Here is a 22,838-nt window from a genome sequence, read left to right as displayed (position 1 = left end):
CGGGGGTGTTATGCGCGCGCTCAGGTTGTCCCTGTCCGCAATTCTTGCCACTAGCGCGGTGCTCGCCCCGGCAACGGCGCACGCCGCCGGGGCCGACGGCATCCTGCACGTCAGCAACCAGGAATGGATGTGCTCGGATCTCGGCCCGGGCACAGAGGCCCAGCCGTTCTGCACGATCCAGAAAGCCGCAGACATCGTCGAGCCCGGACAGACCATCCGGATCTTCGGCTCCGGGTTCGCCAGCATGCGGCTGACCAGGTCGGGCACGCCGGAAGCTCCGATCAGAATCGAGTCATACAACAAGGAGGCGCAGTACCGGATCGACTTCCAGTCCGGCAACGAGATCAGCTTCGCACCGGGCCTGCACGACGTGCAGATCAGTCATCTCTGGGCCTGGTCGGCCGTCGATAGGCAGCCCGGCACGCTCAGCCTGGCGGGCACCTCGTCCATCCGGATCGACCAGAGCAACATCTCCGCCTACCTGGACCTGACCGGGGCCGCCAAGGCCACCGTCCAGCGCAGCAGGATCCTCAACCCGGTCAAGGTCGGCCCTGGCGCCACCGGCGTCGTCCTGAGCACGAACCAGATGACATCCCAGTGGCAGAGCACCAAACCGATCATCACGGTCGACGGCGCCGCTGACACAGCGATCACGAGCAACACCATCTACCGCAACCACGTCGGCGTCTCCGTCGCGGGCTCGGCCACCGGTACGCGGCTCACGAACAACCACTTCCCGCCGAAGGCCCCTTACTCGCCGGTCCAGATGCCCTACGACCTGACCAAGCCGGTCATCGAGGTCGACGGCACCAGCACGCCCAGCACGAAACTCGGCTACTCAGCCTTCAGCATGGCCGACCAGCCGCCGGTGCTGTACCGCTGGGCAGGCACTAGTTACGCGGCCATCACTGCCTTCCAGTCCGCGACCGGCCAGGGCACAGCCGACGTGACCGAGAACTTCCCGAGCGACACGGTGCCGAGCAACTGGTACCTGGCCCCGGAACTGATCGACACAGCGGACGCGACCGCGCCCGGCCAGCTGGACACCGACATGCACGGCGGTGCCCGGCTCCGGAACCCGAGCAAGGCCGGCGGGACCGCGCCCTACCACGACCGTGGTGCGTTCGAGCGCAGGCCGATCCTCGACAGGGGCGGCGTCTGGGTCACCCGCTACATCGACAGCCCGGATGGCATGACCGTCGAGGTCAGGGCCGGTTTCGAGGCTTACTGGGGTGGCACGAAGGTCACAGCGGCGTACGACTGGGGCGACGGCACGACGTCCACCCAGCAGGCTGACCTGGCTCCGCTGCTGAACGGCTCCCGCCAGGAACTCCTGCCGTTGCTGACGCACCGGTACACGGCTCCCGGTTACCGGACGGTCGGCGTGACACTCACCCTGGATGGCACCCCCGAGCAGTTCCAGGGTGGCACCACCAAGTTCTACGCCCCGCAGGAGGTCAGCAACCCCACCGGAGGCCCGCAGGGCGACGGCGGCCAGCTCAAGGCCGACTTCAACGGCGACGGGTACGACGATCTGGTGTCGTGGAAGTCGAACTGGTCCTACGAGGGCGCGTTCCTCCAGCTCGGCAAGGATGGCGGCCTGGCTGACCCGGTACGGGCGTGGGACGGGAGCCGGGCTGCCTGGCAGAGCCGGGTCAAGCACGTGACGGCCGGTGACTTCAACGGCGACGGCAAGGCCGAGCTGGGGATGTTCTACCAGCAGGCGAACGGCTTCGTGGGCTTCTACTCCCTCGCTCTCAACGGCTCGACGTTCGCGGAGCCCAAGCGGCTCTGGGAGGCTCCGTACTGGGGTACCGCCACCCGGCACGTGTCCACTGGGGACTTCAACGGCGACGGGCGCTCCGACCTGGCGCTGTTCTACCAGTACGGCGGCTCCGACGTGGCGGTCTTCACGCTCACGGCCGGGCAGGACGGCACGCTCGGCGGCCTGGCCCAGCAGTGGCGTGCGCCGTACTGGGGCCCGGGTACCACGTCCATGACAGCCGGGGACTTCAACAGCGACGGCAAGGCCGACCTCGCGCTGTTCTACAGCTACGGCGGCAGCCACGTCGCGGCGTTCACGCTGACGGCCGGCCAGAACGGCGTCCTCGGCGGGCCGGTCACCCGGTGGAACGCGCCGTACTGGGGTGGCGGCACCAAGTTCGTCCAGGCCGGGAACTTCGCCGGCGACGCCAGGAGCGACCTGGCCCTCTGGTACGACTACGGCAACGGCCACGTCACCGCGTTCAGCCTCACCTCGGGAGCTGACGGCGCGATGACAGCCGGCACGATCTGGGACGGCCCGGTCTGGGGCAACGGTACGCAGTTCGTGCAGGCCGGCAACCACACCACCAAGTCCGGCCGCGCGGACCTCGTCGTCGTCTACAACTACGGCGGCAGCACGGTGAAGCTGTTCGGCATCAGCCCGAACCCGGCCGGGGGCCACCACGGGCCCCGCGAGTTCCGCTACGACACCACGTACGGAACGACGCGGACCCTGCTGTAGCACCCCGGAAAGAGCTGACCGGCCGTCACACCCTCACGGGAGTGGCGGCCGGTTTCTCAGTACCAGATAAGGGTTCTACGCGGCTGGGGCCAGGAGCGCAGCAGCACCAGAAGCTGTCAGGTCCTGCTGGAAGAGCTGCCCGCCGGGCTCCTGGAGCCGCGAGCCGGTCAGCAGGTCGCCGGTGTCGACCGGCGCGAAGCCGATCTGCCTGATCAGCGCGGCGACGGTCTCCTTGGCTGCCTGGTCGTCGCCGCACAGCGGGATCATGCGGCGGTCGGGGCGGCCGGCCTGGTCACGCAGGTGCTCCCAGTAGAGCGCGTTGAAGGCCTTGACCACCCGCGCTCCGGGCAGCCGCTGCGCCGTCCAGGCGCTGGAGGCCTGGCCGCCGAGGTCGTCCTCCGGCTCGGCGTTCATCACGTCGACCACGACCTTGCCGTCCACACTGGCCGGAGCGGGCACCGCCGTCTTCTCCCGCCAGGGCGCGGCCAGGATGACCAGCTCGGCGGACGCGGCCGCACCGGTGACGGTGTCGGCGGAGGTCAGCGGGCCGAGCACGCGCAGCCAGCTCGCCAGGGACTGCGGGCCGCGCGAGTTGGCCAGGATCACCTGGTGCCCGACGCCGACCAGGTGCCCGGCCAGGGTGGCGCCGACCCGGCCGGTGCCGATGAGCCCAATACGCATAAGTAGATCATCTCGGATAATTGTGAATTTTCCAGACAACACGCCGAGTCTCCTGATAGACACTCCAGGAGTAAGAGGGGTGATGGCGCACCGCGCGGAGGGCAGATAAGGTTAGGCGACCCTAATGATGATCAGGGAGGCCGGTACGTGGACACGGGGAGCGTCACCACCGCGACGCCTGCGGCCCATGCCCTTCCCGCCTCGTCATCGTTCGTCTCCCCGCTCCAGCCGATCCTCGGGATGCTCGCCGCGATCCGCCAGGCGCAGGACGCCCCGCTCGGCGTCGCCGACGGCCTGATCGTTCCCCCGGCTGCCGACGGCTGGCTCCCTGGCACCGCCTTCGCGGACGGTACGGCGATCGCCGACCTGCTGGCCGGCCCGCGCCACCGCTGGGACGCCCTGCCGCACGCCTCGGCGACGCTGGCCTGGAAGGCGTACGCGTACTGGCTCGCGCTCCCCGCCGTCCTCGGCTACACGGCCGTCCGCCGCGTCCCGCTGCTCCACGCCGGCAACGTCGTCGTCCGCCTCAGCACCGGCAAGCCATACGTGACCATCGGCATCCGCCGCCTGGCCCTCGCCGTACTGCCCAACGACCCGGCGGCCGGCCAGCCAGGAGTCCGCGTGCTCCCCGACGAGGACGCCCTCCTCGACGTGTTCCGCGAGACGCTGGTCGACCAGCACCTCGCGCCCGTGCTGCACCAGATCCGGCAGCAGGCCCGGGTCGGCAAGCGCCCGCTGTGGGGCTCGCTGGCGTCGGCCGTGGCGCAGGGCGTGGCCAAGGCAGCCGACACGCTGCCCGTCGACGCCGTCGCCACCGCGACCCAGCTGCTGGACACGTTCGGCGTGTCCGACCTGGTCGACGTCGAGCGGAAGCGGGAGGGCGGGCTGGCCGTCCAGCGGCGTACCTGCTGCCTGGCCTTCACCGTCTCCTGCCTGAAAACCTGCTCCACCTGCTGCCTGCCCGCCGGCGCCTGATTCCGGAGACGGTCAGCGCTTGGTGCGCGGCTCGTCAGCGGGGCCAGCGACCGTACCGGCATGACAGCGAAGACCACCCTTCTCGCCACGCTGGCGATCACCGCAGCCCTGCTCGCTGCCCCGGCGACGGCCGCGTCAGCCGCCGATCCGTCCACTGTGGCCGTCAGCGGCGGAACGCTCCGGGGCACCGTCACCAGCTCGCACCGCTCGTTCCAGGGCATCCCCTACGCCGCGCCGCCCGTCGGTGACCTGCGCTGGACGGCCCCGCAGGCCGCGCGGCCGTGGCCGGGTACCCGCGACGCGACCCAGCCCGGCGCGCCCTGCGCCCAGGAGGTCAGCATGGAACTCTCCGACCCGAGCACCACCGAGGACTGCCTGTACCTCAACGTCACGACGCCCCGCACCACCGCCCGCAGGCTCCCGGTCATGGTGTTCGTCCACGGCGGCAGCCTGACCTACGGCTCCGGCCGGATGTACGACGCCCGGCGGCTCGCCAGCCAGGGCAACGCCGTCGTCGTGACGATCAACTACCGGCTCGGCGCGTTCGGCTTCCTGGCCCACCCGGCGCTCGGCCCCGGTTCCGGTAACTACGGCATCCAGGACCAGCAGGCCGCGCTGCGCTGGGTCCGGGCCAACGCGACGGCCTTCGGCGGCGACGCCCGCAACGTGACGGTGTTCGGCGAGTCCGGCGGCGGGCACAGCATCTGCTCCCACCTCGCCTCGCCGTCGTCGGCCGGGCTGTTCGACCGAGCGATCATCCAGAGCGCGCCCTGCAACTGGACGCGCACCCAGGCCGAGGCCGAAACCCAGGGCCAGACGTTCGCCTCCACACTGGGCTGCTCCGAGGCGGCCTGCCTGCGAGCCACACCCACTGATCTCGTACTCGCCAAGGCCGGCCGCTTCGCCCAGCCCACCATCGCCGCCCGGCCGCACCTCGGCACCTTCGCCTCGGGCCGGTTCAACCGGGTACCCGTCATGGTCGGCGTGAACCGTGACGAGGAGCAGCTCCGGGTCGGCGGCACGGAAGCGGCCACCGGGCACCACGTGACAGCCTCCGGGTACGAGCAGGCGATCCGGGCCCAGTTCCCGGCGAAGGCAACCGAGATCCTCGCCAGGTACCCGCTCACCAGCTACGCGACCCCCGGCGCCGCTCTCTCGGCCGTCCAGACCGACCCTGCCTGGGTCAAGCCCAGCTACGACATCACCAAGGCCCTCGCAGCCCACACCGCCGTCCACATGTACGAGTTCTCCGAGCAGAACACCCCGTGGTTCGCCGGGTTCGGCAAGCCCAGCTTCGCCCCGGGCGCGTACCACACGGCCGAGCTGCCGTTCCTCTTCGACACCTCGTGGACGGAGCCGCTGACCGAGGCCCAGAAGCCGTTCGCCCAGCACATGATCACGTCCTGGACCGGCTTCGCCCGTACCGGGCAGCCCGGCTGGTGCCGCTTCACGACGCGTACCCCGTACGTCCAGGCCCTGGCCTCCACCGGCTCAGCGCGCACGGACCTCGCCAGGACCCACCACCTCGACCTCTGGAGCTGACCGCCCCAGGAAGTGCCCCGGCCCACCCGGCCGGGGCACTTCTCTCGTTATCCCTGTCGCCTGCGGCGGATCACGTACGCGACGGTCAGCGCCAGAACCAGCGGCCCCCACAGGATGCCGGGGGTGATGCACACCTGAGCGAGTACCTGCCACCAGATGTTCTCGAAGCCGGCCAGCCCCTCCGCGAACCCGAACCAGGCCAGCACTTCCTGGCCCCAGAGCGCGATCGCGGCCAGCGAGCCGAGAACGGCCGGGACGACGGCCACGTACGGCGGGATACGGCGCCCGCCCAGCAGCGGCACCCACCCGGGCACGACCTCGCCCCACACCCGGACCAGCCCGAAACTGAGCAGGGCCAGCGCCTCGCTGACGACGCTGAGCGCGACGACGTACACCGGGGCCCACCACGGCATGGCCTGCTCGTCGCCGATCATGCCCATCTCGAAGCCCCACGCGAAGGGCAGCCGCCACAGGCAGTGCGGCAGCAGGATGAGCGGGATGGCATGGGCGACCCGGTTGGCCCAGACAGGCACGGGGCGGGCGGTAACGGCGGCGTAGGTGGTCATGCGTCCACCCTCGCGGGCGCCCACCGGGCAGGCTTCCCTCATCCGGGGGAGAAAGAGCGGAGGGCGTGGGATTCGAACCCACGAAGGTTTCCCTTACCGGTTTTCAAGACCGGCGCCATCGGCCACTAGGCGAGCCCTCCTGAGCTGGGCAAACGCGGCGATCATGCCGTACCTGGCTGGTACGTGGCCCGCGTATGTCCCGCACTGGCGACAACCAGGCCCTAGGACCCGCTGTCTCCGGCGTCTAGTGTGCCAGACCCCGACCAGCCCGTCAGTGCCGCCATGATGGCCGTGTTGGCGATCTCCTCCTGGCCGTCGACACAGTTCGCGTACACCTTCATCAGCACCGCCACCCCCTGCCCGAGCCGCCGCGCGACCTCCGTAGCCGGAACGCCCGCATTCAGCATCAGCGACGCGCACCCATGACGGAGGTCATACGGCCGGGCCGCCAGCGGGGAGGCAGCCTGCGCCGGAGTCAGCGCCCGCTCCCGCGCACCACGCCACACCGAGGCATAGTTGCCGTCCGTGACATAGCCACCCGAAGCAGTCCGGAACAGGCGGCCATCCGCAGCGACCCCGAACCTGGCGATGTGCCAGCGCAGCAGCCGCACACCCGGGGGCGGGAGCGGAACCGGCCGCACGTCCTTCCGGCTCCGGTGCTTCAGCCCCCGCGAGTCCCGGGCGGTCCGGCCGTCCGTCCAGTCGGCGCCGGACCGGGGCGACGACATCTCGAAGTCCAGCCGCCCCCACTCGCCGTCCTCCTCCGGGAGGTAGCAGCCAGCGAGCTTGAGTTCCAGCGCCTCAGCCGGACGGCACCCAGCCCAGTACAGCGTGCCGAAGAACGCGACCAGGTGCTCACCCGCGCCGCCCTGCATCCATACCCCCGTCAGCAGGGTCTCAACCTGCGGCGGGTTCGCGACCACCCTCCGGTCAACGGCTTCGGCGACCTTCGGGGCCTTCCACTGGATCGCGTCGACCGGGTTGGACGCCAGCAGTCCCAGTTCCACCGCGTACCCCAGCGCGTTGTAGAACACCGACCGCTTGCGGTAGATCGTGGTAGCCGCAGCGGCCTTGCCGTCGAGCCGCACCGTCAGCGCGTCGAGGACCCTCCGCACCACGCCCAGGTCCTTCAGCACATCCACCACCGGCGAAGCCTTCGCCACCCACGCCAGGACCGCCGCCACATCCTCCGGCACACCCTCAGAGCGCTTGACCGGGTTGAACGCGTACGAGTACAGCGCGTGGCGAATCTGCTTGCCGTCCGGGCGCCCCGGCTTCTTGCCGAGCAGGGCGACCGTCACCGCCGTCAGCCCCTCCGACATCGACTGCCGGGACTTCCCCGCGAAGCCGGGCCACTTCATGTCCGCATAGGACACACAGTGGTCGTACCAGGAGACCTTCTTGACCATCGTCTCTGGCAAGCCCGACTCCACGTCGAAGGCCCCGCCCTCACGAGCCGCCCGCATCAGGTCCGACTTGAAGTTCTCCGCCAGCGGCTTCGTCAGGAACGACTCAGAATGCTCCTTCCCTCCGACCACCCAGCGAAACTCCCACGGCTGAGCACGCCCGGCCCGCTTACGCACGCTCCAGAACTTCACCTTGTAACTGGTGGTCACGTCCACACCTCCTGGTGCGAGACAAGCCACTGCTCGAACTCGGAACGCGATATACGGACATCACCGTTGGGCAGCTTGATCGAAACCGGGCCACGCCTGCGCTGCCGCCAGTAGTAGAACGTCGACCGGGGAACGCGGAGAATCGCGATCACTTCATCAATCGTCAGCAGATCAGCAGCCGTCGTGACGGTTCGCACTTCACTCATGGTCGCCACCTCCTCATGCCGCTCGGGCCAGCACGCCAGTTGCCGAGAGTTCTTCGAGTCGTTGTGTTGCTTGCCTGACCTGGTGTTTCCATTGAGCCCGGACCGTGATGGCGCGCATGATGCGGACGGATTCGGGGGGTAGGTCTGGGTCTCCGGGCCGGCAGAGTTCGTAGGCGTAGCGGGCCGGGGCCGGTGGCTGGCCGGGTTGCTGCTCGCCGTCCTGGTCGCCGTTGCCGAGAGCCAGCAGCGCCCGGACCCATGCGGCGTTGTCGGCCCGGTGATCGGTGAGTGTCTTGCCGGACCACTGGCGGGAGATGAGGACCCGGCGTCCGGTGAAGCCGAGTGATTCGCGCTGGTGGACACTCCCCCGGCAGTTGCCCGGCCTCAGCTTGCCCGAGCAGCCTTTGGGTGCGATGCCGTAGAGGATCCAGTTCGCGCACGTCGCCGAGCACGGCAGCACCGACAGCTCAGCGTGGAGCCGGTCGAAGTGCGCAGCAGCAGCCGCGGCTTCGGGTTTCACGTGGTCGGTGATGTCTTTGGTCAGATACTTGGTGACGTACCGGACCGTGCGCTCAGCGTCCTTCGTTCCGCCCTTCACGCCGCGCGGGTCGATCCGGCCGCAACGGATCACGTGAGCGGGTTCGGGCTGGTCGTCCTGGTCGATGGCCTCGACCGCGTCGTCCCACGGCACCAGGTCGACCGGGGTACCAGCATGGTCGATCCAGCAGTCGGCCTCGGCGTCGTATCGGGGTGGCCGGGCAGGGTCGTGGGCGAGTTCGTCGTGGGCGGGCCACCACACCTGGTGGTAGGTGGCCTCAGCGACCCGGCGGACCAGGGCGCGGGGGACGGTGCCGCGTACGGCGAAGTGCGCGTGAGGGGCAAGCCGCTTCTGAAGTTCGACGCAGCCCGCGTACTGGATGTTGATGCCGGTCGCGCGGCGGAGGTTCTGCCAAAGCCGGTCGGTCAGCCGGGAGAAGTGAATGCTGTCGAGGGCGGCACGGCGGTAGTCGTACGAGGCAGGGTCGACCGGGGTACCCACCACCGGATCGTCTGGGTGATGCGATGACCCGCACGCGCACACCGGACGCCCAGCCCTCCGGGGCGAGTGGATGTCGCCGTACGACGGCAGCGTGATGGTGAGCAGCATCGAGTCGCGGTGCATCGATCCGTCACGCCCGGCGATCACCCGCCCCACTGTGCGGCCCCGGTCGACCTTCATGCGCGGCAGGTCCGGTACGTCCTGACGCCGCTTGGTCGAGCGTTTCACGGCAGGTTTGGCCTTGTCCGCCGAGGACGGCAGTGACCCGCGCAGGCCGGCGTTCGCGAGCTCGGCGGCGATGTCTTCGATGGCTGCGTCGAGGTCTGCGAGCTGGCGGGCGCGTTCGTCGGGGTGGAGCTGGGCGGTCGCGAGGGCGGCGCGTTCCCATTCGAGGGCGGCGCGGTGCGTCACGAGCCAGCGTTCTTCCATTGTGGACTGGCGGGGCACAGGGTCGGGTTCGGTGTCGCGGTGCCAGCCCTCCCGGATCTGCTGGACCCGCAGCTTGCGGTTCTTCTCGGCGCAGGGCACGCACTTCGACGCGAGCCGGGCACCGCACGGAACTTCGGTGATCTCGGTCAGGCCGGTGGTGGTGTCGGTGCGGCGCAGGGCGATCGGGTGCAGGCACACCCCGGCCTCAGCCGCGATCTCTTTCAGGACCGCCTTGGACAGCGGCACGGTCTGACGGGCAGCACGCGATCCCGGACGAGGGGCCTCCGGCTCAGCCTGCACCGGGGCGAGGCCGGGGAGCGGGAGGGCGGTCACGGTGGCGGTCATGGCTGTTCCTCCCATCCGGTGTACTCGGCGGCCTGGTCGTCGTGGAGCTGGGTCGCACGGCGGGTGATCCAGTCGGCGTAGGGGTCGTCTTCTGTGTCGCGCCAGCGCCGGTCGATGTCGAGCGCGAAGCCCCGGCTGATCCGGGTGAAAGCCTTCGACGGGCCAGAGGTCCGGTTCATCGCGAGCCCTTCCCCTCGTTGTCAGCGGGGTCCGGCCAGCGGTACAAGTAGTAGCCGTTGTCATCAGCCGCAGCACAGGCGTCGGAGCAGTACGGGAATCCCCACGGTGCCCCGCAGAGCTGGCATTGCGGCTCGTCGCCCGCGCCGTCGTCGTAGTAGCCGGTCATGATGTGCCGCCTTTCTGCTTGCGGGGACGGGAGGCTTTGATGTGGGTCATGACGAACGCCGGGGGCTCGCTGACCGAGGACACGGCCTCCGACAGGCACCGCCACAACGCCCAGGCTTCATCAGGTGTGAGCCCCATCCGGCGACGCCCGGCACCGACCGCGAGGTACAGCTCTCCTGTGGTCTCATCGACCCGCACGGACACCGCGACCGGCCCGGTACCGGGTTCGGCGGGTGTGCGCAGCCGGTAGAAGCGGCGGGTCATCGGGTACCACCACCGGTCGTGCTGTCACCGGCCGCAGGCCCGTTGCCGTTGCCGTCGCTGGCGTCAGGCTCGGGCTTGGTGGCCTTGTTGAGCACGGCCAGCAGAGCCGGAGGCAGCAGCGGGCCAGGCTGCGTTTTGGCCGGAAGCGGAACCGTGGCCGGGGCTGTCGCCGGGGCGGAGGCCGGTTCTCCCGCGCCGAGGACAGCGGCCAGGGTGATGCCGGGTGCGGGGTAGGTCTCGGCCATGTCGCGGATCTCGTCGTCGGTGACGTAGGCGGCCCGGACCCGCAACGGCTGCCGTTCGGCATCGTCTTTGGCGTAGCCGACACCGGGTGTCGCGAGGCTGATCTGGTCTGCGTACGCGCCCCGGTCACGCATGCCGTCACCCAGCACCATGTCCACCTGCGACGGAGTGTCCAGGGCGAGTGCGACGCGGTGGGTGAACAGGCCGCGCATGGGCACGATGTCCTTGGAGGGTTCCTGGACGAAGCCGAGCACGCAGAAGCCGGGGGCTGCGCCTTTGGTCAGCAGCAGCCCCAGGGCCTTCTCCACGCGCATGCGGATGGCCATCGGGGCGTAGGCGGTCAGGGAGGCGAGTTCGTCAATGAGCAGGATCCGGAACGGGTACTCCGCCGACGGCGTGAACTTACGAGCCCCGCCACGCAGCAGCTTCGAGCGGTGGTCGGCGTCAGCCGCTTCGGCTTCGATCAGGTCGGCCATCGCTTCGAGGTCGTCAGCCTCGTACCGGGCGAACATGGCCTTGCCGATCTCCAGTTCCAGGCCGCCTTTCGGGTCGATGCCGTCGACCACGACCAGGCCGTCACGGATCGCCGGAGCCAGATGCCGCATCAGGGACCAGATGATGCTGCCCTTGCCCGACCGGGACATGCCACCGACGAGGACGTGACGGCCCAGCAGGGGCAGCGCCCAGCGGTTTCCGTCTTCCCGGATCCCGACCGGCACGGCACCCAGGTCGATACCGAGCTTGGCGACCGGGGACAACTCGGACTGCTCTGCCGGGACCACGCCAGGCAGATACCGCAGGACCGGAGCCGCCCACTTACGCGCGATCTCCATAGGGCGGGGCAGTGGTGCCTGGCTGGCGGGTCCGGCGGGGACCGGGAGGGCCGGGACCACGGCGGCCAGGACGTCACGCCGCTGGAACTCGATGACCACATGAGCCGGTTTGCCAGCGGGGATGATCCGGCAATCGAGGGACCCCGAGGCATGCTGGAGAGCGTCGGCTGCGTTCTCGAACGCTTTGGGTTGCAGGCCCACCGGCATGCGGACCAGAAGCCGATCGGTACCCGGCGTCACGGTTACCTTGCGGATCTGGGCGGCCTCTTCTCCGCCGTCTTCGGTGCGGACGGTCAGCTTGCAGCGGTACGCCCAGCCGGGCCACTGGCGGGAGTAGAACGACCACCGCCGCCACCACGCCACGATCCACGGCTGCACGGTCCGGCGGAACGAGCGCGGGTGCAGGCCACGCCACCCGGCCAGGACACCTCCAGCCAGGGCCAGGACCACAGCGAGGGCAGGCCAGCCCGCCTTGTGAACGAGCGCCCCAGCGACAGCCAGGACCGCTGTCGAGCGGGGGTGACGGGCCAGGAACTTGACGAGCGCCCAGGCGGTTTTGCCGAGCAGGACCAGGAGCATGCCCGCAGCGCGGAACAGCGTGCCGACCAGGACGTCAGCCGCAGAACGGCGCGAAGGAGCCAGGGAAGTACGCATTAGGATGGAGTCCTCTCCAGGTTTTTGCGGATCAGGGGAGATCGGGAGGCCATCTGCCGCCAAGCTCGGTGGCCTTCCGTCTTGCATGTGCCGCTACGCCTCGGTGAGGTCTGGCATCGATCCGGCCAGCAGGTCAAGCACGCAGTCGAGCAGGACGAGCGCGGCATCGGCACGCTCGGTGATGTAGGCGAACTCTTCGGCTTTCTTCAGCTGCCGCACCGCCGGTTCCATCTCTTCGTGCGCCCGCCGGACGTGACGTCCAACCGCGAGCAGGAACCGCAGCTCTTCTTCCTTCGTCACGACATACCCTCCACATCGGAGTCACAGATCAGGGAAGAGAACAGGCCCGGTCGCCGCCAAGCTCACCGGCTGGCCTGCCTCGTGCCCGCCCCGGGATCGAACCGGGAACGCCGCCTGACGGCCGGGCTACCTCTTGCTGCTACATACCGCGACGTGCAGCGGTCTTGAGATCGGAGATCATTTCCAGGACGTCGTACGCTGCGTTCTTCGCCCGCTCCAGGGACCCCTCAAGGACATCCAGTCCGATGTCCTCGACGTCCCCGGCGGCGTCTTCGAGGTCCGCATGCGCCTGCCCGACCTTGTGCCCCGCGCTGTACAGCACACCCAGGGCTTCGCCCGCATCCATCCCGGGCGGCAGCACCATCTGGCCCGCCACGCCTCTAACCCATCTCCGCGACACGGCCGCGCAGCATCATGAGCACCTGCATGGCCTCATCCAGCCTGCGCATCGCACCAGCCAGCGGTAGCGACAGCACATCCGTCGACAGTTCCGAGGACTCACCCCGCACCGTCGCCAGGTTCACCGCCGCCTCGTTCACCACGTACAGCCACTTGTTCACGATCGCCATCGCCTGCTCATGCTCCGACGACTTCCCACGAGCCGCCGCGTCCACCATCCCGAGCGCATCCACCGCTGAACCTCCCAGTCCCGCCGTTGCCGTTGTCTTCCTTGCTGCCATCACTGCCTTGACCACTTCCGGCGGCTCATGCACCGCGACCTTCGGCACCCGCGAAGACCCCTCACGCCGCCTGGCTTCCCGCGCCGCCGCCCGCGCCAGGGTGTCGGCTGCGATCCGCTCCCCCAGCTCCCGGTAGGTGACCTTCCGCCACACCCGCCGCGTACCAGCCGCAGCAGCCCTCGCAACCTTCTTCGCCTGCCGGTAGCGCCTCTTCGCCGTCCGGTACGCCGACTTCGACCGCCGCCACGCCCGCACCAGCCCGCTACGCCGTTTCCGCCGGGCCATCAGGCCACCACCAGCAGCGAAACCGGCCGGCGCACCGGCGCGAGGGGGTCACGAGCCACCACATCCGGGTCTGAACCCGAGCCCTCACACACCGGGCAGATCACCAGCGCCGCACCGTCCACCAAGGACGAAGCCGGAACCTCACCCGCACCGTCACACAACCCGCACGGATACGACGTGCGCACCATCAGCCCGGCCATCACCAGCCCGCCTTCACGAACCGGCCCGAACTGTCCCGCACCGCCGGGAACGCGATCTCAAGCTGCCCGGCGCAGACCTCACACCGGCCGTTGCTGAGAGTCTTCTTCTTCCGGCACACCTCGCACTTGCCCACCGGGTTGCCCTCCGGCGTCGCGAGGCTGGTTGCCGTACGCTTGCCCACAGCACACCTCCTGCTCATCAGGGAGTTGCTACGAGTGCTGGGCCGCAGATTCCGCCAAGAACACCGGCCCAGCACCACCAAGACCGATCACGAACCATCCGGCGGCACGACCGCCAAAGCCAGCTCCGCCTGAACCTCACCGAGCACGTCAATCAGCTCAGCCAGCTCGGAGGCGGGCAGGAACAACGTCACCTGGCCGACGTCCACGGTCACCCGGTTCTGATGGCCATAGACCACGTAGGAACACTCGGTGTACTCACGGACATGCTGGCTGACCGTCGTGTCCAGGTTCGACCGCGCCGACCGCCGCATCACGCGCCAGCCTTCGGGGCCGCCGCCGGAGCAGCCTTGCCCGACATCTTGAAACCGGTCGCCCGGATCGAGAACTTCTGAACGCCCCGGCTCACCCCGCCGAACGACTTCTCCTCCACCCACGGCGTGATCGTCAGCCCCTCGAACTCCACCTGCTGGAACGCACCCACCGGCGGAACCGGCTGCACCGTGGCCGAGATCTTCACAACCACCTCACGCGACTTACCCACCAGCGCCTCGTCCAGGTCAGTCACCCGCACCGCCCACACCCGCAGATCCGGATCCTGCTTGTCACGCTCCTGGTCGTCGGCCTTCTTCCCCTTCTTCTCGAAGTCCGTCACCGCCACCACCGGATCCGCACCCATCACGCACCCCTTCGGGAACACATCCGCCATGTCGACCTTGAACCGGAAACCACCAGCAATCGCCACCGCAATCTCCTGTCTAGTACCCTAGACAGTTGACCGCCGAGGCTTCCCGGCACTGTCTAGGGGGCTAGACACCAAAGTACTCATCCGTTCGCCGGGCGTCAAGGGGCCTAGACAAGGATCTAGGATTGAGCGAAGGCAAGGAACGGAACGTGCTCCTGGACATGGGGGCTGAGCGGGTATGCGACCCGACTAGGGAAGGGTGCGTGGCGATGATCGACAGCGTTCGAGAGCTTAGGGAGCTACCGGATCGCTTCGAGGCGGTACGCCGCGCCACGAAGAAGATGGCAGAAGCGCGTCAGGAGGCCACAGAGCTTGGCAGGCTTCGGAAGCTGCTGATCGCTGAGCTGCACGACGAAGGCCACTCCTACGGCGACATTGCCAAGGCTGTAGGTCTGAGCCGTGGGCGGATCCACCAGATCAAGCAGGACGGCCCCGCAGCCGAAGGGGCCTTCCTCGGTTCTGGCTCGATCACCGTCGCCATCCCCGTGAAGCGGGAAACCATCCGATCCCGCCCGGTGGTTGCGGTGGAGGATACCGACGTAGCCAGCCAGCTCAAGGACCTAGCCGAGTCGTTCGGCCTTGACTGCTCGACCGAGCGCATCCCGGTCGGCGGTGCGATCGACCTCAACCGCGCAGGCTTGATCGTGGTGTCTGGTCCCCGGATCTCCCCCGCCATCGCTGAAGTCCTCGATCAGGACCCGTTCATCAGGTTCGAGCGTGACCACGACCAGGTCTGGACCCTGGTGGACAGGCAGACAGGCCAGCGGTACCGATCCGGCCAGGATCAGGACCCTCCGCGTCCGAACGACACGGCTTACCTCGGGCGGTTGAGAAGGCCAGACGGCCTGGGCGACCTGATCATCTTCACGGGCATTCACCCCCAGGGTTCCCTCGGCGTGGCCCACCTGATCAGTACCCGAATCGACGAGCTGTACCGGCAGGCCAAGACCGACCGCTTCTCAGTGATCGTTGGCGCCGACTATGACCCTGACACTCACAGCCCGACCAGGGTCGAGCTGCTGAGCCCGATCTACCGACACGAGGCTGTGTGACATGCGCGTTACGTTCGCCACCGAACCAGCCCAGCCGGGCGTCCCGAACGAGGACTTCGTAGCGGCCACCGAGGACGCCGTCATCGTCATTGACGGAGTCGGAACGACTGGTATCGAGTCAGGCTGCATCCACGACGCGCCCTGGTACGTCGGGCAGCTCGGCCGCACACTTCTCAATCACCTGAGCACGCGACCCGGGCACGGACTAGACGTCCTGCTCGCAGACGCCATCCGGGATGTGGCAGCCAGCCACGCCGACACCTGCGACACCACGCACCCCGGAACGCCCTCAGCTACGGTCGTCATCCTGCGCCAGCACCTAGAGAATCTTGACTACCTCGTCCTCGCCGACTCGACTCTCGTCCTCGACCAGGGCGACGAGCCCCTAGTCATTTGCGACAACCGGCATGACGACGTTGCCCAGCACCTCTGGGCTGAAATGGCATCCTTGCCTGTCGGGACAACCGAGCACGCGCAAGCTCGCGCCCGGTTCATGGTCCAGATGCAGAAGCACCGCAACAGCCCCGGCGGATTCTGGGTCGCAGCAGCCGACCCGACGGTTGCCAAGGAAGCGATCCGAGGCAGCGTCCCGGCCAGCACCGTGAAAGCAGCAGCCCTGCTGTCCGACGGCGCTTCGCGGTTCGTTGACGTCTTCGAGGAAGCCAACTGGCCCCAGACGCTCGCCCTTCTCGCCGCAGACGGACCGAGCGAACTCCTCCGCCAGACTCGCGCCATCGAGGCCGCAGACCCACACGGCGAGCGCTGGCACAGGGGCAAAGTCAGCGACGACGCAACCGTTGCCTACTGCACCGACTTCACCCGCTAAAGATCGAGCGCAGCCCTCAGCGCGATGTCGAGTGAGCTGAGGCTGTCATCTCGCAGCTTGCCCCGGCACTCGGAGAAGTAGTCCTTGGTGACTTCTCCGACCCGGGGCGTCAGCGCCACACCAGCCGGGGTGTCGTCGTCCAGCCACAGCGCGGGCTCGATCAGCGTCGACGCCCGCACGTCTGACAGCGGCACAGACAGCACCCCGGTACGAGCCTCAGTCAAGGTGTCATGCCCGACGATGACGACCAGGTGCTCACGCCCGGCACGCTTGATCGCCCACACCTCGCCACGCCTCACGCCGCCTCACCGAACATCCGTGCCTCACGCTCAGCGTCGAAGCCCGCGAACTCTTCCGGCATCAGCCGATCCTGCTCAGCAGACACCCGCGCAGCATGCGCCATCACCCGCTCCAGCGCAGCCTTCGACAGCCACTCCGACAACGACTGACCCTCAGCCGCAGCCATCGACCGCGCCGCAGCCAGAGCCGTCTGATCCATCGTCAGATTCACCCGCTCAGTAGCCATACTGCACATCCTACCGCGCATGACCTATGCACGTGCTGGACACGCAGCAGATGGCACACACCCCGAGTGGTTGCCGAATTGTTCTCTACAGGATCAAGGCGCGCCTCGCGGCGCGCGTGCCGGTCGCGGCAGCCGCCCGGCGGCACGCCGTGCCCGCGGCTCTCCCTCCGGTCGGCCGCGGGCACGGGAAGCCGCCGAGAACCGGCGGAGACCACGACCGGCACGCTCAAGAGCCAGCCGCGAGGCGGGTAGGTGGTCCAGCACTTTTGAAGACCGAAGTGGAGTGGTCGCGACGCCTGCCCGCTCACGGTGACACTCGATCAGCCTGCCCAGCTCTCCGCNCGTGCCGGGTCGTCTGGTTGTGGCTCAGGCCAGACCTCGCACCGATCGAGCGTGACGACCTGGTGGTGAGCGGGGAAGGTCAAGAGCACGCCTCCGGCGGGGGCCTCAGCTCCGGGATGGCTGGGCAGAGCGGTGGACTCTCGGTCGTCGGTGCTCTGTCAGCCATCCCGACGCCACGACCCAGGCAAAGCCCTATCAGACCCGCCCCTCCCTGGCACAGGTCGTTCGTCCAGTGGGGCGCTCCACCTGCGCCAGGGAGGGGCAGGCCCGATCGCACTACGTGTGGGACGAGGCGACGGGATGGCTGAAAGGCCCCTCCTTGTGCAGGGCAAAGATCAAACCCGTTGCGGCCCGTGAGGGCGAACCTCACAGGCTGCAACGCAGGTCGATCTTGATGCAGAGCGAAACTGGACAGGCCGGTAGCTGTAGCCAATTCTGTAGCCAAGGCATCCGACAATGGCCGACATCGAGCGGCATCACCGAGGCCGGTACCCCAGCGTCAGACGCCAGCCGACACTGTCGTATGCTTTGCCGTCGCCTTTGCAAGGCGGGGGTTAGGGGTTCGATTCCCCTCGTCTCCACCAGGTAGGACGATCTTCGGCACGTGGGTCGAGTCCGAGGTTCGGCACGCGAGCCGGCTCACTGTGAGTGAGTCTTCGGCGGGAGTTCCGAGGCGGCGGCGCATGAGGTGTTACTTCACACAGCCTGTGGACAACCCTGTGGATAACTCCACTGCACCCTGTGGACAGACCCAGGGTGCTTCTTCTTACACACATACTTATCCACAGGCTGTGGATAAGTTCTGGGGACGGCTTGTCGCCTCCGCCCTGACCACTTTAGGCAGATATGACCGTCCTGCGGGGTGGTTTCACGTGAAACAACGGGACTGCTGAGCTCATCGGCCCGGAATTCGCCGATTGTGAGCTTGTGGATCTCGTGTCTGATGTGGGGCGCCCTGCCCGCTGTTGGCGGGTCGGCCTGTGGATAACTCTGGGGCCTGTGGGCTGTGTATAACCCCGGGCCGAGCCTGTGCATAACTTGCCGAAGATCACAGGGCGTCGAGAATGGGAGTCACGGAACGTGAGGCGCGGGTTCGCGGGTTCGGCGCTGCCGTGTGGATAACGAGGGATGGCGGGGCGGGGCTATGCCGTCTCGCGGGGCAGTTTTCTGGGCTCGTGAAGGTACTGCCGGTTCGTGACGGTGCCCGAGATGCGGGAGCCCGAGGTCAGCCGGGTATTCAGGGGTACGGGTGTTTGCGGGTCGAGCGCGGTCGGACGCGGACGGACCTGGAGAAAAAGCAGAGACGAGCGGAGACAGAGGAGGGTGGGGGCGTGGCGCGGTAGCGCCGGGAGCCCCCACCCGTGAGCCCGGAGGGCGGCCGTGAGCCCGGCAGGGCTCGGGAGGACGACCGGAGGGGTCAGCGCGCGAGCCGGGAGGTGAGCGCGTCCAGCTGTACGTCCTCACGGTTCCCGGTGGCGCGTGTTTTCAGTTCCACGTAGCCGTCGGGGTAGCGCCGGCCGACCACGACGATGTGCGGCGCGCCCAGCAGGTCGGCGTCGGCGAACCTCACCCCGGCCGAGATCCCCGCCCGGTCGTCGACCATCACGCGCAGCCCTGCGGATTCCAGGGAAGCGGCGAGGTCGAGGGCGGCGTCCACATTGCCCAGCGCGACCACGTGCACCTGGGCCGGCGCGATCTCGGCAGGCCACATCAGGCCGTGCTCGTCGTGGTGCTGCTCGGCGATCGAGGCGATCGCGCGGGAGACGCCGATGCCGTAGGAGCCCATGAGGATCCGGGTCAGCTCGCCGCTGGCGTCGAGGGCGTCGAGCCCGTACACGTCCGTGTACCGGGTCCCGAGCTGGAAGATGTGCGCGATCTCGATGCCGCGTTCCATGCTCAGCCCGTTCCCGCAGCCGGGGCAGGGGTCGCCCTCGCGGACCGTGGCGGCCTCGATGGTCCCGTCGGGCGTGAAGTCCCGCCCGCACACGACGTCCAGGGCGTGCTTGCCTTCGGCGTTGGCCCCGGTCACCCAGGCCGTCCCGTCGGTGACGCGGGGGTCGGCCAGGTACCGCACGCCTTCGAGCCCCTGCGGCCCGATGTAGCCGGGGACGAGCTGGGGGTACGCGGCGAAGTCCTCGAAGATGCTGACCGTGGCGGGGTAGAGCACGGCTTCGAGGCGCTTCTGGTCGACGTCCCGGTCTCCGGGGACGCCGACGATCAGGGGCGCACCGGTGCCGTCGGGCTCCCGTACGAAAAAGACGACGTTCTTCAGGGTCTGAGCGGCGGTGATGTCGCGGCCGAGCTCACCGATGACCTTGACCAGGGACTCGATCGTGGGGGTGTCGGGGGTGTCGACCACGGTCATCGCGGGCGCGGTGACGGGCTGGGCTGCGGGTGCGGGGGTGACGACGGCTTCGACGTTCGCCGCGTAGCCGCAGGCGGAGCAGCCGGCGTAGGTGTCCTCGCCGACGGCAGCCCTGGCCAGGAACTCCTCAGAGGCCGAGCCGCCCATCGGGCCGGAGACCGCCGTGACGATCTCGTAGGTCAGCCCGAGGCGGGCGAAGACGCGGATGTAGGCGGCGCGCTGGGCGGCGTAGGAGGCGTCCAGCCCCTCCCTCGTCAGGTCGAAGGAGTACGCGTCCTTCATCAGGAACTCGCGGCCGCGCAGCAGCCCGGCGCGGGGCCGCTTCTCGTCGCGGAACTTGGTGCCGATCTGGAACAGCGTCACGGGATAGTCGCGGTACGAGGAGTAGAGGTCCTTCACCAGCAGCGTGAACATCTCCTCGTGGGTGGGGCCGAGGAGGTAGTCGCCGCCGCGCCGGTCCCGCAGGCGGAACATCTCCTCGCCGTACTCCGTCCACCGGCCCGACTCGTCGAACACGTCGCGGGGCAGCAGCGATGGCAGCGAGACCTCCTGCGCGCCGGTCGCGGCCATCTCCTCGCGGATCACCCGGTTGACCTGGTCGAGGAGCAGCCTGCCGAGCGGAAGCCAGGAGTAGACGCCGGGAGATGACCTTCTGATGTAGCCGCCACGCAGCAGCAACCGGTGGCTGGGCACCTCGGCATCCGCGGGGTCTTCACGCAGGGTCCGGAGGAACAAAGTCGACATTCGTATCGCCATGCCCAGAGAGTATGGGCTGGTTCCGGGCCCGCCCGCGACCGAGTTACCGGCCGGGCCGACGGCGCGCGCCGGAGCTGTAATCGAGGTCATGCCGGGCGAATTAGCGTGCGCGCGCACGCTCGTTGTACAACTGTCGTTATGCGCTGGTCCAGCTACGTCGCGCTCGGCGACAGTTTCACGGAAGGCATGGACGACGCCCTGCCCAGCGGCGTCTTCCGGGGCTGGGCCGACCTGGTCGCCAACCGGCTCGCCGCCGAGGCCACCCTCAGCTACGCCAATCTCGCGATCCGCGGCAAGAAGTTCGACGCCGTGGTCGAGGAGCAGGTGCCCGCGACGCTGCGGATGGCTCCCGACCTGGTCAGCTTCGCGGCCGGGGGCAACGACGTGCTGCGCCGCAAGGTCGACGTGCCGGCGCTGGTGGCCAGGTTCGACGAGATCGTGCGGATGCTGCGGGCCAGCGGCGCTGACGTCGTCCTGTTCCAGTTCGCCGACATCACGCCGCGGATGCCGGGGAAGTCCCTGGTCAAGGCCCGGACAGAGGCCATGAACATCAAGGTCGCCGAGACTGCGGAGCGGCACGGCGCCTACCTGATCGACCTCTACAACGACCAGGCGTTCCACGACCCTCGGCTGTGGAGCATCGACCGGCTGCACCTCAACGCCGCCGGCCACCGCCGGGTCGCTGCCAAGGTTCTCACTGCTCTGGGTGTACCGGCTGAGCCCAGCTGGTCGGCCGACCTGCCGCCAGCCGAGCCCGCGCCGTGGCTGGCCCGCCGCCGCGCCGACGCCCAGTGGGCCAGGAACCATCTCGTACCGTGGGTCGGCCGCCGTCTCACCGGCCGCTCCTCCGGCGACGGGCTCACCGCGAAGCGCCCCGAGCTGACGAAGCTGATCCTGGACGAGTTCTAGGGACTACGGGGTCACGGCGAGTTTCATCGCCACCCGCAGGCCCAGCTCGGCGTTGCCGGTGTAGGTGACGGGAGCCCGGTTCGCCGGTACGCGGCCACAGCACAGCCGGGCGAAGGTGTCCCAGCCCATGCTCAGCGTGACCGCCGGCCGGCCCGTCGCGCCCCGTGCGAAGCCCATGCCGTCGGCGTCGACCTCGATGTCCGTGGAGAACGGCAGCGCGCCGGTCACGTCGAACCGCACGACGTCACCCGGCCCGCCGACCCGGGCCACGATCTTCGGCAGCGCACGCAGGAACGTCGCGCGGGCCACCCGGGCGGCGGGCGAGTCCAGGTTGCCCGGCCGGTTCACGGCGCGCCGCAGGTCCTGCTCGTGTGCCCAGCAGTCCAGCACGCGGATCGCGACGGCCTGGTCGACCGCCATGTCGTAGCCCCAGGGCGAGGAGGTCTCCGCTGTGCCGTCGAGGGTGCCGATCTGGGCTGACCGCAGCTCGTACACCTCCTTGAGCTCCGCGACCAGCACCGCTGGCGGCAGGCCCTTGCGGAGCTGCACCGGGATCTCGGTCCACCGGTCGAAGTCCTTGCCGACGTGCGGCAGGTCCGGCAGCTGGTAGTCCGGGAGCGGCTCGCCCATCGTCCACCGTTCCGCGCCGATCAGGTGGGCGACGATGTCGTGCACCGTCCACGCTGGGCAGTCGGTGGGCCGCCCCCAGTCGTGCGGGGCGAACTGGCCAGCGAGGGCGACAGAGGCACCGAACGTGTGGCGCCACGCGTCTGCGTGCTTCGGGGGAGCCATTACCCCAGACTGCCCCGGCCGGCTTGTTCCGACAAGGGGCACGGGCACCGGCACACTGTGCTGGTGGCGGAGACCTGGCGGGTGTGGGGCGGCGTGATCCTGGCGAGCGTCGCGCTGGTACCTGCGGGCGCGCTGGTCGTGTGGCTGCTGGCCAGGCGCAGGGGCTCGTGGCGTACCGCGCTGTGCGACGTGGCGATGGTGGCCGGTACGGTGCCGTGGCTCTGGATGATCCTCACCCCGGCCGGGCATGGCCGTTCCGTGAACCTCGTACCGTTCCGTGACCTCGCCGACCAGCTCGGCGGTCCGTCCCCGATGGAGCAGATCGGCGGTAACCTGCTTGTCTTCGCAGCCCTGGGCTTCTGCCTGCCGATCCGCTGGCCCGCGCTGACCCCGCTCCGTGTGCTTGCCATCGCGGCTGGCTGTTCGGCCGTGGTGGAGATCGTCCAGTACGTGCTGGCGATCGGCAGGCACAGCTCCATCGACGACGTCCTGCTGAACGCCGCCGGGGCTTTCCTCGCCGCCTGTTGTGCCCGGTATGTGGCCGGTTGGCGCGCGAGCTGACACCGGGTTGTTCTGCGCAGGCCGGGCCCGCCGGATGTTGATCACGGAGTGGCGGGAAACAGGTACGGCAAATGT

Annotated in this window: 27 protein-coding genes and 1 tRNA gene; 7 read left to right on the top strand and 21 right to left on the bottom strand. The window is 68.8% G+C overall.

Annotated features, from left to right (window positions below):
- Positions 1-10: 10 nt before the first annotated feature.
- On the top strand, positions 11-2,506 hold the full coding sequence (locus A3G1_RS0100335; protein ID WP_083936662.1) for an FG-GAP-like repeat-containing protein: 2,496 nt from the start codon (positions 11-13) through the stop codon (positions 2,504-2,506).
- A 75-nt stretch (positions 2,507-2,581) separates the two neighbouring features.
- On the opposite strand, the gene A3G1_RS32410 is transcribed toward A3G1_RS0100335, so the two are convergent.
- A complete protein-coding gene (locus A3G1_RS32410; RefSeq protein ID WP_018347462.1) occupies positions 2,582-3,187 on the bottom strand; it encodes an NADPH-dependent F420 reductase in 606 nt (201 codons plus the stop codon).
- A gap of 147 nt (positions 3,188-3,334) precedes the next feature.
- Between A3G1_RS32410 and A3G1_RS32405 the strand changes: the two genes are divergently transcribed.
- Together A3G1_RS32405 and A3G1_RS32400 are read left to right on the top strand one after the other, a co-directional pair.
- Positions 3,335-4,162, top strand: a complete 828-nt coding sequence (locus A3G1_RS32405) for a ferric iron reductase (RefSeq protein WP_018347461.1) — start codon at positions 3,335-3,337, stop codon at positions 4,160-4,162.
- A gap of 60 nt (positions 4,163-4,222) precedes the next feature.
- Positions 4,223-5,704: a carboxylesterase/lipase family protein gene (locus A3G1_RS32400; protein ID WP_018347460.1), complete on the top strand. Its 1,482-nt coding sequence runs from the start codon at positions 4,223-4,225 to the stop codon at positions 5,702-5,704.
- Positions 5,705-5,751: 47 nt separating this feature from the next.
- Here the strand turns inward: A3G1_RS32400 and A3G1_RS0100315 are convergent, their stop codons facing one another.
- From A3G1_RS0100315 to A3G1_RS0100245, 16 genes are all read right to left on the bottom strand, one after another.
- Positions 5,752-6,270: a hypothetical protein gene (locus A3G1_RS0100315; RefSeq protein ID WP_018347459.1), complete on the bottom strand. Its 519-nt coding sequence runs from the start codon at positions 6,268-6,270 to the stop codon at positions 5,752-5,754.
- A 57-nt stretch (positions 6,271-6,327) separates the two neighbouring features.
- Positions 6,328-6,410, bottom strand: a tRNA-Ser gene (locus A3G1_RS0100310).
- 81 nt (positions 6,411-6,491) lie between these two features.
- Complete coding sequence (locus A3G1_RS0100305; RefSeq protein WP_040477361.1) at positions 6,492-7,886, bottom strand: tyrosine-type recombinase/integrase; 1,395 nt, start codon at positions 7,884-7,886, stop codon at positions 6,492-6,494.
- Positions 7,883-8,092: a helix-turn-helix transcriptional regulator gene (locus tag A3G1_RS0100300; protein WP_040477359.1), complete on the bottom strand. Its 210-nt coding sequence runs from the start codon at positions 8,090-8,092 to the stop codon at positions 7,883-7,885. The genes A3G1_RS0100305 and A3G1_RS0100300 overlap by 4 nt, the downstream gene beginning before the upstream one ends.
- A gap of 13 nt (positions 8,093-8,105) precedes the next feature.
- Positions 8,106-9,905: a replication initiator gene (locus A3G1_RS0100295; RefSeq protein ID WP_018347456.1), complete on the bottom strand. Its 1,800-nt coding sequence runs from the start codon at positions 9,903-9,905 to the stop codon at positions 8,106-8,108.
- Positions 9,902-10,084: a hypothetical protein gene (locus A3G1_RS0100290; RefSeq protein ID WP_018347455.1), complete on the bottom strand. Its 183-nt coding sequence runs from the start codon at positions 10,082-10,084 to the stop codon at positions 9,902-9,904. Before A3G1_RS0100290 ends, A3G1_RS0100295 begins: the two co-directional genes overlap by 4 nt.
- Positions 10,081-10,251: a hypothetical protein gene (locus A3G1_RS40205; RefSeq protein ID WP_018347454.1), complete on the bottom strand. Its 171-nt coding sequence runs from the start codon at positions 10,249-10,251 to the stop codon at positions 10,081-10,083. The genes A3G1_RS0100290 and A3G1_RS40205 overlap by 4 nt, the downstream gene beginning before the upstream one ends.
- Positions 10,248-10,514, bottom strand: a complete 267-nt coding sequence (locus tag A3G1_RS0100285; RefSeq protein WP_018347453.1) for a hypothetical protein — start codon at positions 10,512-10,514, stop codon at positions 10,248-10,250. Before A3G1_RS0100285 ends, A3G1_RS40205 begins: the two co-directional genes overlap by 4 nt.
- Positions 10,511-12,244 carry an FtsK/SpoIIIE domain-containing protein gene (locus A3G1_RS37915; protein ID WP_018347452.1) on the bottom strand — a complete coding sequence of 578 codons (1,734 nt, stop codon included), beginning with the start codon at positions 12,242-12,244 and terminating at the stop codon, positions 10,511-10,513. The genes A3G1_RS0100285 and A3G1_RS37915 overlap by 4 nt, the downstream gene beginning before the upstream one ends.
- A 93-nt stretch (positions 12,245-12,337) precedes the next feature.
- Positions 12,338-12,544, bottom strand: coding sequence for a hypothetical protein (locus A3G1_RS0100275; protein WP_018347451.1), 207 nt, complete (start codon positions 12,542-12,544; stop codon positions 12,338-12,340).
- Positions 12,545-12,683: 139 nt separating this feature from the next.
- Positions 12,684-12,920 (bottom strand): hypothetical protein, encoded by a 237-nt coding sequence (locus tag A3G1_RS0100270; RefSeq protein WP_018347450.1) that lies wholly within the window; start codon positions 12,918-12,920, stop codon positions 12,684-12,686.
- 4 nt (positions 12,921-12,924) lie between these two features.
- Positions 12,925-13,509 carry a hypothetical protein gene (locus A3G1_RS0100265; RefSeq protein ID WP_157640788.1) on the bottom strand — a complete coding sequence of 195 codons (585 nt, stop codon included), beginning with the start codon at positions 13,507-13,509 and terminating at the stop codon, positions 12,925-12,927.
- A complete protein-coding gene (locus A3G1_RS40200; RefSeq protein ID WP_157640786.1) occupies positions 13,509-13,709 on the bottom strand; it encodes a hypothetical protein in 201 nt (66 codons plus the stop codon). The genes A3G1_RS0100265 and A3G1_RS40200 overlap by 1 nt, the downstream gene beginning before the upstream one ends.
- Positions 13,709-13,891 carry a hypothetical protein gene (locus A3G1_RS0100255; protein ID WP_018347448.1) on the bottom strand — a complete coding sequence of 61 codons (183 nt, stop codon included), beginning with the start codon at positions 13,889-13,891 and terminating at the stop codon, positions 13,709-13,711. The genes A3G1_RS40200 and A3G1_RS0100255 overlap by 1 nt, the downstream gene beginning before the upstream one ends.
- An 87-nt stretch (positions 13,892-13,978) precedes the next feature.
- Positions 13,979-14,203, bottom strand: coding sequence for a hypothetical protein (locus A3G1_RS0100250; RefSeq protein ID WP_018347447.1), 225 nt, complete (start codon positions 14,201-14,203; stop codon positions 13,979-13,981).
- Entirely contained in the window at positions 14,203-14,634 is a 432-nt protein-coding gene (locus tag A3G1_RS0100245) for a hypothetical protein (RefSeq protein WP_018347446.1), read from the bottom strand. The genes A3G1_RS0100250 and A3G1_RS0100245 overlap by 1 nt, the downstream gene beginning before the upstream one ends.
- A 209-nt stretch (positions 14,635-14,843) precedes the next feature.
- On the opposite strand from A3G1_RS0100245, the gene A3G1_RS0100240 reads away from it, so the two are divergent.
- Positions 14,844-15,686: an RNA polymerase subunit sigma-24 gene (locus A3G1_RS0100240; RefSeq protein ID WP_026211650.1), complete on the top strand. Its 843-nt coding sequence runs from the start codon at positions 14,844-14,846 to the stop codon at positions 15,684-15,686.
- A 1-nt stretch (position 15,687) separates the two neighbouring features.
- Positions 15,688-16,512, top strand: a complete 825-nt coding sequence (locus A3G1_RS0100235) for a hypothetical protein (RefSeq protein ID WP_018347444.1) — start codon at positions 15,688-15,690, stop codon at positions 16,510-16,512.
- Here A3G1_RS0100235 and A3G1_RS0100230 read toward each other — a convergent pair.
- The 3 genes from A3G1_RS0100230 to A3G1_RS0100215 form a co-directional block, all read right to left on the bottom strand.
- Positions 16,509-16,811, bottom strand: coding sequence for a sugar ABC transporter substrate-binding protein (locus tag A3G1_RS0100230; protein WP_018347443.1), 303 nt, complete (start codon positions 16,809-16,811; stop codon positions 16,509-16,511). The genes A3G1_RS0100235 and A3G1_RS0100230 overlap by 4 nt on opposite strands.
- The gene (locus A3G1_RS32390; protein ID WP_018347442.1) at positions 16,808-17,038 is read right to left on the bottom strand and encodes a hypothetical protein; all 231 of its coding nucleotides are present in this window, start codon (positions 17,036-17,038) and stop codon (positions 16,808-16,810) included. Before A3G1_RS32390 ends, A3G1_RS0100230 begins: the two co-directional genes overlap by 4 nt.
- A 1,759-nt stretch (positions 17,039-18,797) precedes the next feature.
- A complete protein-coding gene (locus tag A3G1_RS0100215; protein ID WP_026211649.1) occupies positions 18,798-20,501 on the bottom strand; it encodes a proline--tRNA ligase in 1,704 nt (567 codons plus the stop codon).
- 138 nt (positions 20,502-20,639) lie between these two features.
- Between A3G1_RS0100215 and A3G1_RS0100210 the strand changes: the two genes are divergently transcribed.
- Positions 20,640-21,410: an SGNH/GDSL hydrolase family protein gene (locus A3G1_RS0100210; RefSeq protein ID WP_018347440.1), complete on the top strand. Its 771-nt coding sequence runs from the start codon at positions 20,640-20,642 to the stop codon at positions 21,408-21,410.
- A 3-nt stretch (positions 21,411-21,413) separates the two neighbouring features.
- On the opposite strand, the gene A3G1_RS0100205 is transcribed toward A3G1_RS0100210, so the two are convergent.
- Positions 21,414-22,202 (bottom strand): maleylpyruvate isomerase family mycothiol-dependent enzyme, encoded by a 789-nt coding sequence (locus A3G1_RS0100205; protein ID WP_018347439.1) that lies wholly within the window; start codon positions 22,200-22,202, stop codon positions 21,414-21,416.
- Between the two features lie 63 nt (positions 22,203-22,265).
- On the opposite strand from A3G1_RS0100205, the gene A3G1_RS0100200 reads away from it, so the two are divergent.
- Positions 22,266-22,763 carry a VanZ family protein gene (locus tag A3G1_RS0100200; protein ID WP_157640784.1) on the top strand — a complete coding sequence of 166 codons (498 nt, stop codon included), beginning with the start codon at positions 22,266-22,268 and terminating at the stop codon, positions 22,761-22,763.
- Positions 22,764-22,838 lie beyond the last annotated feature (75 nt).

Origin of the sequence: Longispora albida DSM 44784 (assembly GCF_000379825.1) — a bacterium.
GTDB lineage: Bacteria > Actinomycetota > Actinomycetes > Mycobacteriales > Micromonosporaceae > Longispora > Longispora albida.
Note: the sequence above shows the minus strand (reverse complement) of the source record. Positions and strands in the feature narration are given on the sequence as shown.